This window comes from Verrucomicrobium spinosum DSM 4136 = JCM 18804, assembly GCF_000172155.1.
GTDB lineage: Bacteria > Verrucomicrobiota > Verrucomicrobiia > Verrucomicrobiales > Verrucomicrobiaceae > Verrucomicrobium > Verrucomicrobium spinosum.
The window spans coordinates 4353995-4369706 of sequence record NZ_ABIZ01000001.1; the positions used below are offsets into that span (position 1 = coordinate 4353995).

15 protein-coding genes are annotated in these 15712 nt (G+C 58.7%); 13 read left to right on the top strand and 2 right to left on the bottom strand.

Annotated features, from left to right (window positions below):
• Positions 1 to 7 precede the first annotated feature (7 nt).
• The 5 genes from VSP_RS17655 (at position 8) to VSP_RS17675 (ending at position 5966) form a co-directional block, all read left to right on the top strand.
• Positions 8 to 598, top strand: a complete 591-nt coding sequence (locus VSP_RS17655) for a hypothetical protein (RefSeq protein WP_009962342.1) — start codon at positions 8 to 10, stop codon at positions 596 to 598.
• Positions 599 to 748: 150 nt separating this feature from the next.
• Positions 749 to 3517 carry an isoleucine--tRNA ligase gene (gene ileS, locus VSP_RS17660; protein ID WP_009962343.1) on the top strand — a complete coding sequence of 923 codons (2769 nt, stop codon included), beginning with the start codon at positions 749 to 751 and terminating at the stop codon, positions 3515 to 3517.
• A 48-nt stretch (positions 3518 to 3565) separates the two neighbouring features.
• Complete coding sequence (gene lspA / locus VSP_RS36030; RefSeq protein ID WP_009962345.1) at positions 3566 to 4066, top strand: signal peptidase II; 501 nt, start codon at positions 3566 to 3568, stop codon at positions 4064 to 4066.
• Between the two features lie 73 nt (positions 4067 to 4139).
• Complete coding sequence (locus VSP_RS39620; RefSeq protein WP_009962347.1) at positions 4140 to 4628, top strand: type III secretion system chaperone; 489 nt, start codon at positions 4140 to 4142, stop codon at positions 4626 to 4628.
• Between the two features lie 30 nt (positions 4629 to 4658).
• Positions 4659 to 5966: a YopT-type cysteine protease domain-containing protein gene (locus tag VSP_RS17675; RefSeq protein ID WP_009962349.1), complete on the top strand. Its 1308-nt coding sequence runs from the start codon at positions 4659 to 4661 to the stop codon at positions 5964 to 5966.
• Positions 5967 to 6005: 39 nt separating this feature from the next.
• Here the strand turns inward: VSP_RS17675 and aat are convergent, their stop codons facing one another.
• Positions 6006 to 6608: a leucyl/phenylalanyl-tRNA--protein transferase gene (gene aat, locus VSP_RS17680; RefSeq protein ID WP_044133585.1), complete on the bottom strand. Its 603-nt coding sequence runs from the start codon at positions 6606 to 6608 to the stop codon at positions 6006 to 6008.
• Positions 6609 to 6722: 114 nt separating this feature from the next.
• Between aat and coaD the strand changes: the two genes are divergently transcribed.
• The 5 genes from coaD (at position 6723) to VSP_RS17700 (ending at position 10160) form a co-directional block, all read left to right on the top strand.
• Positions 6723 to 7238 (top strand): pantetheine-phosphate adenylyltransferase, encoded by a 516-nt coding sequence (gene coaD / locus VSP_RS17685; RefSeq protein WP_009962353.1) that lies wholly within the window; start codon positions 6723 to 6725, stop codon positions 7236 to 7238.
• A gap of 16 nt (positions 7239 to 7254) precedes the next feature.
• On the top strand, positions 7255 to 7746 hold the full coding sequence (locus VSP_RS17690) for a YceD family protein (protein ID WP_009962355.1): 492 nt from the start codon (positions 7255 to 7257) through the stop codon (positions 7744 to 7746).
• Between the two features lie 3 nt (positions 7747 to 7749).
• Complete coding sequence (gene rpmF, locus VSP_RS41075) at positions 7750 to 7932, top strand: 50S ribosomal protein L32 (RefSeq protein WP_050028419.1); 183 nt, start codon at positions 7750 to 7752, stop codon at positions 7930 to 7932.
• Positions 7933 to 8155: 223 nt separating this feature from the next.
• A complete protein-coding gene (plsX, locus tag VSP_RS17695) occupies positions 8156 to 9169 on the top strand; it encodes a phosphate acyltransferase PlsX (RefSeq protein WP_009962357.1) in 1014 nt (337 codons plus the stop codon).
• On the top strand, positions 9162 to 10160 hold the full coding sequence (locus tag VSP_RS17700; RefSeq protein ID WP_009962358.1) for a beta-ketoacyl-ACP synthase III: 999 nt from the start codon (positions 9162 to 9164) through the stop codon (positions 10158 to 10160). The genes plsX and VSP_RS17700 overlap by 8 nt, the downstream gene beginning before the upstream one ends.
• Before the next feature lie 34 nt (positions 10161 to 10194).
• On the opposite strand, the gene VSP_RS17705 is transcribed toward VSP_RS17700, so the two are convergent.
• A complete protein-coding gene (locus VSP_RS17705; protein WP_009962360.1) occupies positions 10195 to 11214 on the bottom strand; it encodes a helix-turn-helix domain-containing protein in 1020 nt (339 codons plus the stop codon).
• A 351-nt stretch (positions 11215 to 11565) separates the two neighbouring features.
• On the opposite strand from VSP_RS17705, the gene VSP_RS36040 reads away from it, so the two are divergent.
• The 3 genes from VSP_RS36040 (at position 11566) to VSP_RS17720 (ending at position 15679) form a co-directional block, all read left to right on the top strand.
• Positions 11566 to 12360 (top strand): outer membrane beta-barrel protein, encoded by a 795-nt coding sequence (locus VSP_RS36040; RefSeq protein WP_156345165.1) that lies wholly within the window; start codon positions 11566 to 11568, stop codon positions 12358 to 12360.
• A 481-nt stretch (positions 12361 to 12841) separates the two neighbouring features.
• Positions 12842 to 14203 (top strand): META domain-containing protein, encoded by a 1362-nt coding sequence (locus VSP_RS17715; protein WP_009962365.1) that lies wholly within the window; start codon positions 12842 to 12844, stop codon positions 14201 to 14203.
• 447 nt (positions 14204 to 14650) lie between these two features.
• Positions 14651 to 15679 (top strand): DUF1254 domain-containing protein, encoded by a 1029-nt coding sequence (locus VSP_RS17720; RefSeq protein ID WP_009962370.1) that lies wholly within the window; start codon positions 14651 to 14653, stop codon positions 15677 to 15679.
• The last annotated feature ends 33 nt before the right edge of the window (positions 15680 to 15712 follow it).

Sequence of the window (15712 nt, forward strand, 5' to 3'; positions counted from 1 at the left end):
TCCTGCCATGACTCAAGTTCTGGAAGCCCAAACTCCAACCGGGGCAATGCCTACAGACATTCTGGCACCTCTCCGGTTTTTCTATGGCCTGGGCAGCGAGAGCCCCCGGGTCACCTTCCTTGAGCCAGAGTCCATGCCGGAGGCAGAGCGCTGGCTCCTCGTGCATGCCACGGACATGACGCCGCGTCTGGCGGAGTATCACCACGATAACATCACCCTGGATGTGCATGCCCGGTCTCGTCTGGGAAACTACCTGGTACGAGCTTCCGTGCTGAAGCGGCAGACGGACAGGATCCCGGTTGAGTTTGGTGCCATCGGCATTCATTTGGATGGGTTCGATGATCACACCCGACGTCTCGTGCTGGAAGGTCAGATACCTCTTGGGGGCATTCTCCAGCAAGAGCGGGTGCCCCACACCAGCCATCCCAGCGGCTATTTCCGCATCGAAATCGACCACCGGCTGGCCACCCTGCTGGGTGCCCGGGAGGGGCAAACCCTCTTCGGCCGCTGCAATGACTTGCGACATGCCAACGGTGCCTGTCTGGCGGAGGTGGTGGAGGTCTTGCCGGGTGCAGAGCAACTGCGAGATGGGAACTGATCCCTTCCCGCCTGTTCCGGCGGACGGACCTCTGTACGGTCGGCCGCGTCACCGGGACTTTTGGGCGGTGGCATTGTCACCGCTCAGGACTGGCATCATTTGCCTTTCCCGCAAACTCCGCTAGGCTCCGCGTCCACCATTTTCAGCCCGATGAGCGACAAGAAAAAAGAAAAAGACGCCCCCAACCCCTACAAAGAGACCCTGCACCTGCCGGTGACGGAGTTTCCCATGAGGGCGAGCCTGACCGAACGGGAGCCCCAGCGGCTCGCCAAATGGGAGGCAGAAGGTCTTTATCAGCAGATTCAAGAAAAGCGTCGCGGCGCCAGGAAATTCATCCTTCATGACGGCCCTCCCTTTGCCAACGGTGATGTGCACATGGGCACCGCCTTGAACAAGATCCTCAAAGACTTGGTGGTGAAGTCCAAAACCATGCTGGGCTGGCATGCTCCGTTTGTGCCCGGCTGGGACTGTCATGGTCTCCCTATCGAATTCCGCGTGGTGAAAGAGAGCACCGGCCTTACGCCAGTGGAAGTGCGCCGCCGTTCGGAAGAGTACGCACGCAAATACATCGACATCCAGCGCAACAGCTTCAAGAGGCTGGGTGTCTTCGGTGATTGGGAGAACCCTTATCTCACGCTCGATCCGGGCTACGAGGCCGACATTATCCGCGTTTTCGCCAAACTGGTGGAACAGGATCTGGTCTATCGCATGAAGCGGCCGGTGCTCTGGAGCTACGGCGCAGGCACCGCACTGGCGGAAGCGGAGGTGGAGTACAAAGACAAGGTCTCGCCCGCCATCTACGTAGCCTTCGCCCTGGCACCGAACAACCTGCCTGCCGCCCTGGAAGGGGCCAGCCTCGTGATCTGGACGACCACGCCATGGACACTGCCCGCGAACCTCGGCATCGCCCTGCATCCGGAGTTCGACTACGTGGTGGGTGAGTTCACCAACGTCGAAAACGTGCCCGCCCGTTTCGTCGTTGCGAAGTCGCTGTTGAACGAGTTTACTGCCAAGACTGGGTTCAGTCTGGTCACGGAACTGGCCCAGATGAAGGGCCGCGAGTTCGTGGGAATGGAGGCCCGGCATCCTTTCTTACCTCGCACCTCCAAGGTCATCAACGGCCTCTTTGTGACCGCCGACACCGGGACGGGTCAGGTGCACATCGCCCCCGGGCACGGTGCAGACGACTATCAGGCCGGCCGTGAAAACGGCATGGAGATCCTCTCCCCCGTGGATGGCCGCGGCCACTACACCGCAGAAGTGGGCCTGCCCGAACTGGTGGGAAAACACGTCTTCCAGGCCAATGAGCCCATCATCGCCCTTCTGACTGAGAAGGGCGCGTTGCTGGCCCGCGAAAGCTACGCCCACCAGTATCCGCATTGCTGGCGCTCCAAGACGCCGATCATCTTCCGCGCCGTGGAGCAGTACTTCATCCGCGTGGAGCAGATCCGTGGGAAAGCGCTTGAGGAAATCGACCGCGTCAAGTGGCTGCCAGCCTGGGGTCGCAACCGCATCTATGGCACCGTGGAATCCCGCCCCGACTGGTGCATCAGCCGTCAGCGTACCTGGGGCGTGCCTCTGCCCGTGTTCTATCATGCAGACGGCACACCGGTCGTCAGCGCCGAGGTGGCCCGCAAGGTCGCGGACATCATCGAGCAGGTGGGCACCAATGCCTGGTTCGAAAAGTCCGACGCGGAGTGGGCCACCCTTGTGGGCCTGCCCGATGGCGCGGTCAAAGGAAACGACACCCTCGACGTCTGGATCGACTCCGGTTGCAGCCATGTCGCGGTGCTTGATCGTCACCCCGAGCTTCACTGCCCGGCCGACCTTTACATCGAAGCCACCGACCAGCATCGCGGCTGGTTCCAGAGCTCCCTCATGCTCAGTGTGGTCGCCCGCGGTGCCGCCCCGTACAAGAGCGTCATCACCCACGGGTTCGTGGTGGACACCAGCGGGAAAAAAGTTTCCAAGAGCGACCAGGGCAACGACAAGAATGCCAAGCCGATGACGGCGGACCACTACTACAACAAGTACGGGGCCGATCTCGTGCGCTTGTGGGTGAGCTCCGTGGACTACCAGAATGAGGTACCCTTCTCAGAAGAGCTGTTCCAGCAGGCCTCCGAAAGTTACCGCCGCCTCCGCAACACGCTGCGCGTGCTGCTGGGCAATCTGGACGGATTCAACGCCGCAGAAGATGCGGTGGAGCCCGACCAGCTCACGCTCGTGGACCGCTGGATCCTCAGCCAGCTCGAGAACCTGAAACAGGAGTGCCGCGAGGCTTACGATGCATACGACTTCCGCAAGGTCTTCGTCCTTCTCAACCAGTTTTGCGCCGTCGATCTCAGCGCCCTCTACGTTGACATCACCAAGGACCGTCTCTACTGCGACGCCACGAGCAGCCTGCGCCGCCGCGCCACCCAGACGGCCATCCACCGCATCACGGACGCCCTCTGCCGCCTGCTGGCCCCCATCCTCTCCTTCACCGCGGATGAGGCCTGGGAATACCTCGGTCATGAGACCAGCGTGCATCTGGAGGACTTCCCCGAGCTCGATCCCTCGTACGTCAATCCAGAAGCGACCGCGGCTGTCCAAGAGCTCCTCAAAGTGCGTACTGTCATCCAGCAGGCCATCGAGAAGGCCCGCCAGGAAAAGCGCATCGGCTCCAACCTGGAAGCCACAGTAGAACTCACCCTCCCCGAGTCCGCCTTCCAGCATCCCGTTTTCGAGGCCATCCCGACGCTGGAGGAGTTCTTCATTCTCTCCGTCCTTACCATCAAGCGGACAGACGCCGCCGAGCCATCTGCCGTGGTGCTGGAGTCTCCGCACCAGAAGTGTGCCCGGTGCTGGAAGCACGTTCCCACAGTCGGCCACCAGACTCACACGGATCTGTGTGATCGCTGCGACGAGGCCGTTGCCTGACCCAGGCACCTGGCAATGTAGATTCCTAATACCCCCCTCCCTTCCCGCATGCTCCGTCTCCTGCTCCTCCTGAGCCTCCCCCTTTACATCATCGACCAGCTCACCAAGCTGTGGGTGGTCCGGAATTTCGAGCTTCGCGGCCCCGGCCGCGAGGTCATTGAAAATTTCTTCACGCTCCACTACATTGACAATACGGGGGTGGCTTTTGGGAGCTTTAACGGAGGCGAGTATTCCAACTACATCTTCGGAGGCATCGCTCTCGTAGCCCTCGGATTTTTCATTTGGGCTTACCGCAAAGGTTTCTTCCCGGGGCTGTTAAACCGCGTCGCGATCGCCCTGATCGTGGCCGGGGTATGCGGAAACTTTACGGATCGCCTGATTTACCATCACGTGGTGGACTTCCTGTCCTTTGACCTGCATCTGCCCATGGCCAGTCCATGGCCGTCCTTCAATGTGGCGGATTCCTGCGTGGTGATTGCTGCCTGTCTGCTGGCGAGCGGTGTCTTCCGCGCTGATCCCTCCGAAAAGGACAAACAGACAACAGAATAGCAGCTCCTGCCCACCGGGGGTGGTTTCAGGTGTCGTTATGGACACATTGTTCCATCTCTTGTAGGATGGCGACATGAATTCCCACACCCTGCCGGCCGCCCTGCTCGCCGAAGTAGCCCCCATCCTGGACCTTGATGCTCTGGTCCAGCATGACGGTGACGACGGTGTGTCCTGGGACTTGATGTTCGACGACAGCCTCCTCGTAGAAGCCTTCCACGAGGAAGTGACGAACAAGCTGGTACTGACCACCCATGTGGGCACCCCCAATGACGATCGGGTGGCTCAGCTCTATAGACTGCTGCTCCAGTACAACTACCTCTGGCGCGACACGTCCGGCACGCGGATGGCCCTCGAGCCACCGGATGGAAACATCATCATGATCTACGACCTTCCCCTTGCCGGGCTGGATGGAGTGACTTTGCGCAACGTGCTGCAAAACTTTGCCGCGGCCGCCCGGGCCTGGACGGTGACGATCAACGGTCCGGTGGCATCGGATGCATCTGCCTCCGAAGACGCCACGGATGACCCCGCATTTGGCCCTGCGCTGCTAATCCGTGTCTAGAGGAAGACTTCGTCTTTGCTTCTCCCCGCCATGAACATCAACTCTGCTCAAACACGTTCGCTCACCGAAATTACGGCCGCCTTTGACAAGTCGGGTGTGGGTGCCGACAAGGAGGTGCGGGCCAAAAGCGGTGGCAAGGTGCTCTATGAAAAAACCAAGTCTGAAGGCCGTTTCAGCACCAAAGCGTCAAGGACCAAGAAGCAGGATGATGCACGCAAGCTCATCGGATCAGCACTGAAAAAGGAACTGGAATCCCGCCCTGGAGCCAAAGTGTTTGAAGGTGTGGTGCGCAAGAACATGCGGGACATCTTTGAAGGAAACGGCGTGGTGACAAAAGGCGACTTCGACAGAGTCAAGGTGGAGTCTGACCGGGTGGTTTCCATCTATGAATCCTACAAAAATGCCAAGGAGAAGTTTGCCAAGGATCCCGATTGTGAAGCGGGACGCAAGGACATGCGAAATGTCCTGCGAGACACTCCCGGCTTCAGCCCGGGCATGGAGTTTTTTGACGTCGTAGAACTCTATTCCGAGTTGCTCAACAGTCCCAAACCATTCACCTCTGAGATCAAGAAACAACTCGGTGCGCTGGGAGCCTTTGCGAAGGACAAGGGCAGCGATATCTCAGACGTGGCGGCCCTTGAACGCGCCAGTGAAGCGGTCCACTCCGCTGTCAGTCACGGAGCCACCAGCGTCAAGGCGCTGCCCCAAACCATCCTGCTGCGCCAGATCGGCACGCCGGAAGATCAAAAGGGTCGGTGCGCCCCGCTGGTCGCACTCACCGCCCTGGCGGAATCTTCGGGGCCGACTGGCTCTGATGGCTTGATGCGACGCCTGGAGCAGGAGGTGCATGACATGCAAAAGGCGGGGCTCCGGGAACCGAATGAGTATGCCTCCCAACTGGCCCAACTGCATGGCCCCACTGGAAACACCCGGGAGCGCATTAAGGCACCTGATGGATCCAAGATTGAGACCTTTGGCCATCGCTCCACAGTGAAGCATCTGGAGGACGCATTCGAACAGGGTGGCGGCAAACCCGTCATGTATGGCGTGGAGGTGACGGGCCATATCATGATGATTGGCGCCACCCGCCATGAGGGCGAAGACTCGTACATTTTTTACGACCCAAACTTTGGCACGGCCCGGTTTGAAAGCGCCAAGGACATGAGCAAGTTTCTGGACCAGTACTTCGGGGAGCTGGGGTACGGCAAAGAGTACAGTATGGATGGACTTGCCAGGGGCGAGTTTGAGTTCAATGTGGCCAAGCAGTATGACCTGGACAAGGTCGCGGCACTGACCGTGAGAGGGGGCAGTGTGGACGTGATGCTGGAGCCCAAATAGCGAAACAGAGGAAACAACCCCGGGAACCGCCGTCCCGGGTCAGCCCAGGAAACGGGAGGACATTTTTACGGCCTCTTCAAGGATCGCTAGATACTCCTCCCGTGCGATTTCACGGCCTCCGAACATCGACAGATGAGCTGTCGTCCACTGCGTATCATGCAGCAGAAACTGTTTTTCTCTCAACCGGTCCATGAGCCAGACCAGCGCCGCCTTGGATCCCCCTGACCGCCGGCTGAACATGGACTCTCCAAAGAAGGCACCGCCGATGGCCACCCCGTAGAGTCCGCCAATGAGTTCGTCATCCTCCCAGGCCTCGACTGAATGCGCGTACCCCAGCTTGTGCAGGAGTTCGTAGCTATGGATGATCTCCTTGGAGATCCACGTTTCCCGGCGCTGGCCGCAGCCGCGCAGCACCTCGCCGAAGGCGGTGTTCACCCTCACCTCGATCTTCCGTCTGCGCAACTCCGCCCTCAGACTGCGGGGCACATGATATTCCCGGATGGGCAAAATGCCTCGGGGATCTGGCGAAAACCACGAAAGACGACCGTTCTCCATGCCCATGGGGAATATCCCATTGCAGTACGCACTGATGAGAAGTCGGGGCTCTAATGCAGACACGGAGGGTTCAATGGATATCCTCATCCACTATTCATCGAAAACGCGTTTTCGTGCAACTCTCAGCACGCCTGTTCCGCATGAGAATTTCTCTTTCATCACCCCGGGTCCGGCTTAAGGTCAACCATCACCTCACCCGCCATGCGCAAAGGTCTCTACCCGGGCAGCTTTGACCCCATTACCAACGGCCATCTGGACGTACTCCGGCGGGCTGCCCGCCTGTTTGACGAGTTGGTAGTGGCAGTGGCAAGAGACAATCAGAAGCAATCCCTCTTTACCATGGACGAGCGGGTCGCGATGATCGAGGAGACCGCCCAGGCCCACGGGCTTGCCAACGTCAGCGTCCAGCCATTCGAGGGCCTGCTGGTGGAGTTTGCGGCACGTGAGGGAGCCTGCGCCGTCATCCGCGGGCTGAGAGCCGTTTCTGACTTCGAGTTTGAGTTCCAGATGGCACTCATGAACCGGAAACTGGATGACCGGGTGGAGACGCTGTTCCTCACTCCTCAGGAGGAGTTGACCTACATCAGTTCCCGGATCGTCAAAGAAATCGCCCGTCTGGGTGGAGACATTCGCGCCTTTGTGCCGGCCCATGTCGCCGAGGCCCTAAAACGCAAGCTCGGAAACGCCCGCTCCGCCCCTGCCAGCGTAACTTCTTGAAAAGGAAAACTTTGCCATGAACCTCAAAATAGACCCCCGCGGTATCCCGTCCGAAGGCCTGCACGTGGAAGGCCAGCTTCCGGTGACCATCTTTGCCTTGTCTGAGGATGATCCCGCCCGTCCTGTCAGCCCTCTGGACTACCAGTTGACCGTGATGCGAGATGAGAATGACATCCTCGTCCATGGCCATCTTGGAGCCACTTTTGAGCTGACCTGCGGTCGCTGTGCGGAACGATTTCAGACCCGTGTAGAGCTTCAGACCTACGGATTGGACGTAGAGATTGAAAATGAAGATCCAATTGACTTGACAATTTACCTAAGAGAGGACATCCTGCTGGCCCTTCCGACCTACCCTCGCTGTGAAACGGGCAACGTTACACTTCGAGATTGTCCCGCTGAAGGCAAGTTCAGCCCTGAAACGGAGCCCCTTGGCACTGAGCTTGACGAAGCTGCGGACAGAAATGTGTGGGGAACTCTCGATCAACTGAACAACCTTAAACGCAACTGAATCATGGCCGTCCCGAAGCGCAGACAATCCAAGAGCCGTCAGAAGATGCGCCGTGGCGCAAACCGCTGGCGCGCCCCCAAACTCAAGTCCTGTTCCTCCTGCGGAGCGGCTGTTCCCTCCCACGTTGCCTGCCCTTCCTGCGGCTATTACGGCGACCGCCAGGTGCTTGACGTGGACGCGGGCTAAGCCATCGGCTTACCCATCTGCCAACATACAGCTTCGATCCCTGCAACGCCCGGCGTTGCGGGGATTTTTTGTTGTCGTACACCAAAGTACAACAAGCATAAGTCCTTCATCCGCCAGGAGACAGGATGACACCCGCAACTGCTTCCTCACACCGCTTTGCATTTGCACTCCCCTGCCGACTGCGCTACCTCGCCATGACAATGCTCTACGGTCCTGAGACGACATGAACCTTGCCCTTGATGCCATGGGCGGCGATATAGCCCCGAAGAATCCAATTGGAGGCCTCAAACTCGCCCTCGAGAGTCTCCCTTTGGTGAAGAAGTTTTACCTCACCGGTCCGCGGGATGTTCTGGAGGCAGAGCTTGACCGACAGGAGGTCGGCCAGCGCGAACGCGTGGAAATCGTACACTCCACGCAAGTGGTGGAGATGTCTGACTCCGGACTGGATGCAGTGCGCCGGAAGAAGAACTCCTCCATTTCCATGGCCGTGGATCTCGTCAAACAGGGCGAGTGCCAGGCAGTGGTGAGTGCCGGCCACACGGGAGCCTCAGTCGCTGCTGGAACCCTCATGCTGGGCAGGCTGGACGGAGTGGACTTCCCCGGCATCGCCAGCCCCATGCCCAACGAGCACGGGGTATGTTATATCCTCGATGCAGGTGCCAATCCCGACGCCACCCCAGGCCACCTGGTGCAGTATGCCATCATGGGCTCCACTTACGCCCAGTACGTACACGGCAAGGCTTCGCCAGTGGTGGGATTGATGAACGTGGGAGAGGAAGACTCCAAGGGGAATGCCCTTGCCAAGGAGACCTTCCCGCTTTTGAAGCTGGCCCCCATCAACTTCAAAGGCAATGTGGAAGGACATGACATCTTTGAAACCGAACTGGACGTCATCGTCTGCGACGGCTTCACAGGAAATGTCATTCTGAAGAGCTGCGAGGCCACGGCCAAGGCCATGTTCAAGTGGCTGAAGCATGAGATCGAAGCCTCCTTCATCCGCAAGATGGGTGCCCTGATGGCCCAGCAGGCCTTCCGCACCGTCAAGCGCAAAGGCAGCTACGAGTCCTACGGTGGCAGCCCTCTCCTTGGCGTGCGGGGCGTCGTCATCATCGGCCACGGTTCCAGTTCCCCCACTGCCATCATGAATGCCCTGCGAGTCGGCATGGAAGCCGTCACTCACGAAGTGAATCCTCACATTCAGAACGCCATTACTTCACACGTTTTCGCACATGTCTGACAATTGCCAATGCAGCATCATCGGTACCGGCAGCTACATGCCGGCCCGCGTGCTGACCAACCACGACCTGGAGAAGCTCGTAGAGACCTCCGACGAGTGGATCACCACCCGCACCGGTATCAAGGAACGTCGCATCGCCGCGCCAGATGAAACCACCAGCGACATGGCCTCAGAAGCCGCCCGTCGTGCCCTTCACACCGCGGGCGTCAAGCCCGAGGAGGTGGACCTCATCATCGTCGCCACGGTGACTCCCGACATGTTCTTCCCATCCACCGCCTGCTTCGTACAGAAGAAGATCGGTGCCACCAATGCGGTGGGCTTCGACATCAGTGCCGCCTGTTCCGGCTTCCTCTATGCCCTGCAGACAGCGCGCCACTTCCTCAACGGCGGGCCTCGTAAAACGGCCCTCGTCATCGGAGCAGAAAAGCTCAGCAGCCTCATCAACTGGACAGATCGCAACACATGCGTTCTGTTTGGCGATGGAGCGGGTGCAGCCGTCATCCGCTGGGACGATCAAGCCAACGCACCTGGCAGGGTGATCTCAAGCTTCATGGGAACCGATGGCAATCTGGCCGACCTTCTTAAGGTCCCAGGCGGTGGCACGGCACTTCCCATCACCGCTGAAAACGTCCATCTTCGCCCCAACACCATTCACATGGAAGGTCGTGAGACCTTCAAGCACGCCGTCACCCGGATGTGCCAGGCCAGCGAGAAGGCGCTCAAGGAAGCTGGACTCACCGCGCAGGACGTGAAGTTGGTGATCCCCCACCAGGCCAACGCACGCATCATCTCCGCCATTGCGGAGCGTCTGGGCGTACCTGAAGAACGCACCTTCATCAACCTGGACAAGTACGGCAACACCAGTGCCGCCACCATCCCCGTATGTCTCGACGAAGCGAATCGCTCCGGGCGGATCCAGCGCGGAGATATCCTCCTGCTAGTCGCCTTCGGCGGTGGCTTCACCTGGGCCAGCACTGTGATCCGGTGGTGAGAACCTTGCCCCCCTGAATCCGGCAGGATCACTTTCAAACCTCTGGGGCACCGGGATCCGGTGCCCTTTCCTTTTCTGCAACGGAGTCACCAGTGCCTGGCGACTCAGTTCCCCGCCCGGTTTCATGAGGAAGCTCGTGAAACAGTTTTCCATAGCTGGCGGAGAATCTACCGGGATGAGAAAATCCGCACTCCATCGCCACGTCCGACACCAATCCGGCCTTCCACCTCGCGCGCGTCAGCCGACGGTAGGCCATGTTCAGGCCAAAGCACTCCCTCCAGCGGCGCGGTGACATGCCGAACATCTTCTTGAACTGTAGCTCGACATTGCGCTCCGTCATGCTCAGCACACTGGCAAAGTCTCGGCTTGAGTAGGGCAGCGCCAGATTGGAGAGGATGAATGTCTCAGCCCGCTTTACCGTTTGCAGGGCGACTTGCAGCCTCGCGAGTTCGGCATTGGAGGACCGATTCGGGGCGCTGGCGAGCGCACCCACCATCGCGAAAATCAGCATTTCTTTGTAACACTCCACCGCGACCTCATCCCGGCGCAAGAGCATCGTAAAATCATCGAACACTCTGCGCAGTTGCGCCATGGTCTCCGGCAGGGGCTCGTACTTTTTCATTCCTTGGGTCGGCAGTTCCAACTCCCTCCCCAGCATCTCCAGCGTCATGGCTTGCAGGTATTCCCGGGATACCTGTGTCGCCACCCAGTGGGTGTCCCGCTCTGCCCGATAGGCAAGCTCCGAGTGCTCTGCAAAGACGACGATCTGGTCAATTCGCACTTCCGTCCCATTGATCCAGCAGGGACTCAGATGATCCCGAATAAACCCAATGCAGAGGCGGTCATCGCTGAACTCACCCCGCACCCATGCTTTGAAACTGTACTTCGCGTGGTCCAGCAGCACGACCCCATCCTCCCAGTGCTCATGCAGCACATCGCAAGGTTCACTGCCCATGAGAAAATGCTCCAGCTTGCCCTGCGACACCACGTCCGCGAGCATTTCGGGCTCAAACCGATGCAGCCGGAGGGTGCGATAAAGTGTTGTTCCGCCCATCGCGTCGAAAAATAGCCATTTTTCCGGCTCGTGTCCATACAACCTTGGGAGCATTCACCTGCTTAATTCAAAAAGAATCTGAATGCCGTTCAGTTGATCAACGGGGAGCCGTCGTGTTGGCGGAAATGGAATCTTCCTACGGAAATCGCCTTCAATTTGCGACTGCTTCTCAAATTTTTTCCAGTGCTTTTTCGGAATCTGGATAGATGCATAACCCAGGCACATGCTAATATCACCCCGTTTACGATAAATACCCTTAATTCTCAAGGGCTTTCTGGCAGTTGAAACGTGCACTATCCAGAATTCGGTCAGGACCAGGAAACAGCTGACAGCAGTCCATTTAATCCCACCATGAAATCCGCCCTCCTCCTCGTCTCTTCTCTGGCACTGGCCGCTGCACTGCCTGTCTTCGCAGGCAGCCCTGCCACTTCAGAAAAATCCGTCATCATCCCTCCCGCCCCACCCCAGCAGGATGAATGGTACTTTACCGTTGCGGTGTATGGCTGGCTGTCGGCTGTGGATGGGACCACGGGAGTGGGGTCCACTTCCGTGAGTGCGGACACCAGCATCTCAGACATGATTGATGAACTTGAGTTTGGCTACATGTCCTACTTCGAGTTGGGCAAGGGACGTTGGAGTCTCGGGGTGGACGCCATCTACGCAAAGCTCTCTGACGACGCCACCTTTACCTTCGGACCGGTGACTGGCAGTGCTGACCTCGAGCAAGAGCAGGCATGGATCACTGCACGCCTCCAGTACACAGTCTGCAAGACAAACCGCTACAAGCTGGACCTGTTTGCCGGCTTCCGCTGGAATTATGTGGACGTGGATATCGACATCAACACCAACCTCGGACCCGGTGTTAACCTGGGACTGACCCGCGACTGGTTCGATCCCATTGTCGGCTTCCGTTCCGTATGTGATCTGAATGACAAATGTTTCCTCCAACTCATGGGAGACATCGGAGGATTCGGTGTGGAGTCAGACCTCACGTGGCAGGCCCTTGCGGGATTTGGATATCGCTTCACCCCGAAGTTGAACGGCCTGCTCGGTTACCGCGCCCTGGGAGTGGACTACGAGAAGGACGGCTTCAAGCTCGATACCACCTCCTACGGGCCCGTCATCGGGCTTTCTTACACGTTTTAGACCATCCTCATTTCCCGCTCCCAGCCAGCTGTCACAGTATTCAAGCGATGGTCGGCTGAAAGCCGGACTTGTCATGGGAGGCAGCAACTCGGGATTCCACAGTCATTTCTAAAGCCCTCGCTCCGGAGCCATCCACAGTGCGGGCCGCCCCGTCCGGACGGGGACCATGGTGTGACTCCTCTCAACGGTCTGATCGGCATTCTTCCGTTGGCTCCTAAAACCAAGAGACCTCCTCTTCTGCACTCCATGAAGCCCTCCCCCCACCTCACCTGGCTGCCCACGCTTTTCTCTGTCGCGCCTGTCACGGGAAATTCGGGAGCGATTGCCGGAAGAGCCTTGCCCGCGCCAGCGTGAAGAGAAGACAGGCGCAAGGTGACCATCCGCGAAAAGCCCCCCACAACCCTGCTACCGTCCAACCCTTCGCGTCGCCATTATTTTCCGCCCTCTCGGTTGCAACTACACAAGCGAACAACTGAATTGCATGAAAATCATCCTCCTCGCTCTGGCTGCCCTTGGCACGCTTTCGCCTCTCACCGCCCTTGCGCAGGGGGCAGATGCCGCCACCCTTGCAGGCACCTCATGGAAACTGCACAAGATCTCCTATAGCAATGATGAAACGCACGCCCCGCCGGATCCCACCCGGTACACATTGGAGTTCAAGGACGAGGGAAAGCTAACCGCCCAGATCGACTGCAATCGCGGGACAGGCACATGGAACTCTGACGCACCGGGCAAGATCGTGTTTGGTCCCATGGCCACCACCAGGATGATGTGCCCACCGGGGTCCCTCTCCAATCTGGTCACACGCGACCTGCCAGCCGTCACCTCCTATGTGCTGAAGGAGGGCAAACTATTCCTCTCCCTCAAAGCTGATGGTGGCATCTATGAATATGCGAGTCTGGGCAACAGCCGAGCGGCCGGAGCTCCCCTTCCCTCCTGGAAAGACAGCAGTCCGAAAAGAGCGATCATCGCATTCGTGGAGAAGGTCACCACGGATGGCTCACCCGATTTTGTCCCCCCTTCCGAACGCATCGCCACCTTTGACAATGACGGCACTCTCTGGGCGGAGCAACCAATGTACACGCAGCTCGCGTTTGTCATCGACCAGGTGAAGGCCAGAGCCCAACAACACCCCGAGTGGGAGGACAAAGAGCCCTTTGCCTCAGTGCTCAAAGGTGATCTAAAAGGGGTTGCCGCTGGTGGGGAAAAAGGTGCGCTTGCCATGCTCGCCGCCACCCACACGGGCATGACGACTGACGAGTTCAACAAGAGCGTCTCGGGCTGGATAGCGACCGCCAGGCACCCCAAGACGGGCCGTCCTTACACGGAAATGGTCTATCAGCCCATGCTGGAGCTGCTCACCTATCTGCGAACCAACGGGTTCAAGACGTTCATTGTTTCCGGTGGCGGCATCGAGTTCATGCGTCCCTGGACGGAAAAGGCTTACGGCATCCCCCCCGAGCAGGTGGTCGGCAGCAGCGGCAAGCTCAAATACGAGGTGCGGGATGGCACTCCGGTGCTTGTGAAGCTCCCGGAGATTGAGCTCATCGACGACCACGCTGGCAAGCCCGTCGGCATCCAGAGGCACATCGGCCGTCGCCCCTTGATGGCATTTGGCAATTCGGACGGCGACCAGGAGATGTTGCGATGGACTGCGGCCGGCAGCGGCGCACGGTTTGCGCTCCTCCTTCACCACACCGATGCGGAACGCGAGTGGGCCTATGACCGCAACACTCATATCGGCAAGCTCGACAAGGCCTTGGATGAGGCGGTGGCAAAGGGCTGGACTATTGTCAGCATGAAGGATGACTGGGAGGTTATCTACCCACCGGAGAGCAAATAGCGGATGTATTTTCTGAACTCAACGGACACGCCAGCCCTGTACGCCATGTTCTTCCATCGCTCAATTCCTTGGCCGCACCACTTCAACCGTCCTGGCCTTCGCTTTGCTTATCCCCCAAGATCCCGCCACGGGCCATCAAGGAGGCATACTTCCATGCCTTCCCGTTGGTGGACAGTTACCTCATCCAGCACTCCCACGTTGTGGAGAAGGGACGCTATTACTCTCTCCAGTTCATTGACCAGCACACGTTCAACTCTGCCTCCGCAGCCTGCTTTCCGCGAACCCACTTAATCGCTGTCTCATCAATTCACCCATGACCCCTACTCTTCAGAACGAAACCGATGGCGGCATCACCCTTTTTGCGCAGCATAAATCGCGAGCGTCTGGGGAATGGAAAGCACCTGCTCACGAACGGAAGCACTAAACTTCAACGAGCTCCTTACCACCATGAATCTCTATCTGCGTTTCTTGACTTTCACCACATCAGCCTTTCTTGTCGCAGCAACTCCCGGGGCCGAGCCCACACCAGTCACCGTGGACAACTTCGTCCGCGCGGAGTCGGACATGTATTTCAGCGGCGTTATCAAGGACAGCGGTGGTGTTCTCGGCAAATTCAACCACCGACGCGAGCCAGCCTCCATCGATCATCAAACCGTGATCCGGCTCAATCGTGACACCCTTTACTCCTCAGCCGTATTCGATCTCGACGCAGGTCCCGTCACCATCACATTGCCCGATGCGGGAAAGCGGTTCCGCTCTCTCCAGGTGATCAATGAAGACCACTATGTACCCGAGGTCATCTACGCTTCCGGTTCCCACACGCTGGAGAAAGCAAAGGTCGGCACCCGCTACGTGGCAGTGGCGCTCCGCACCCTGGTGAATCCCGCCGACCCGGCCGATATCAAGGCCGTCCACGCCCTGCAAGATGGCGTCAAAGTAGAACAACCAGGGGGACCTGGAAAATTCGAGGTGCCGGAGTGGAACCAGGCGGACCAGAAGAAGGTACGCGAGGCCCTGCTGGTGCTCGCCTCCGCGATTCCAGACTTTAAAAAAGCCTTTGGCACCAAGGAAGAGGTGAACCCGATCCGCCACCTCATTGGCAGTGCGGCCGGCTGGGGAGGAAATCCTGACAAGGACGCCGTCTATCTCAATGTCACCCCTGCCCTGAACGACGGCACAACCATCTACAAGCTGGTGGTGAAGGACGTGCCCGTGGAAGCCTTCTGGTCTGTGAGCGTGTACAATGCCGATGGCTACTACGAAAAGAACCCACACGATGCCTACACCATTAACAGCATCACCGGCCAGAAGGCTGGGGATGGCACGGTGACCATCCAGTTCGGCGGGTACGATGGCAAGACGCCCAACTGCATACCCATCAGCAAGGGCTGGAACTATACCGTGCGCCTTTACCGCCCCCGTACGGAGATCCTCGACGGCTCCTGGCAGTTTCCTGAACCCCAGCCAGCAAAGTAGCCCTGTTCAAGGCAGTGAAAGCTTTTTACCCCT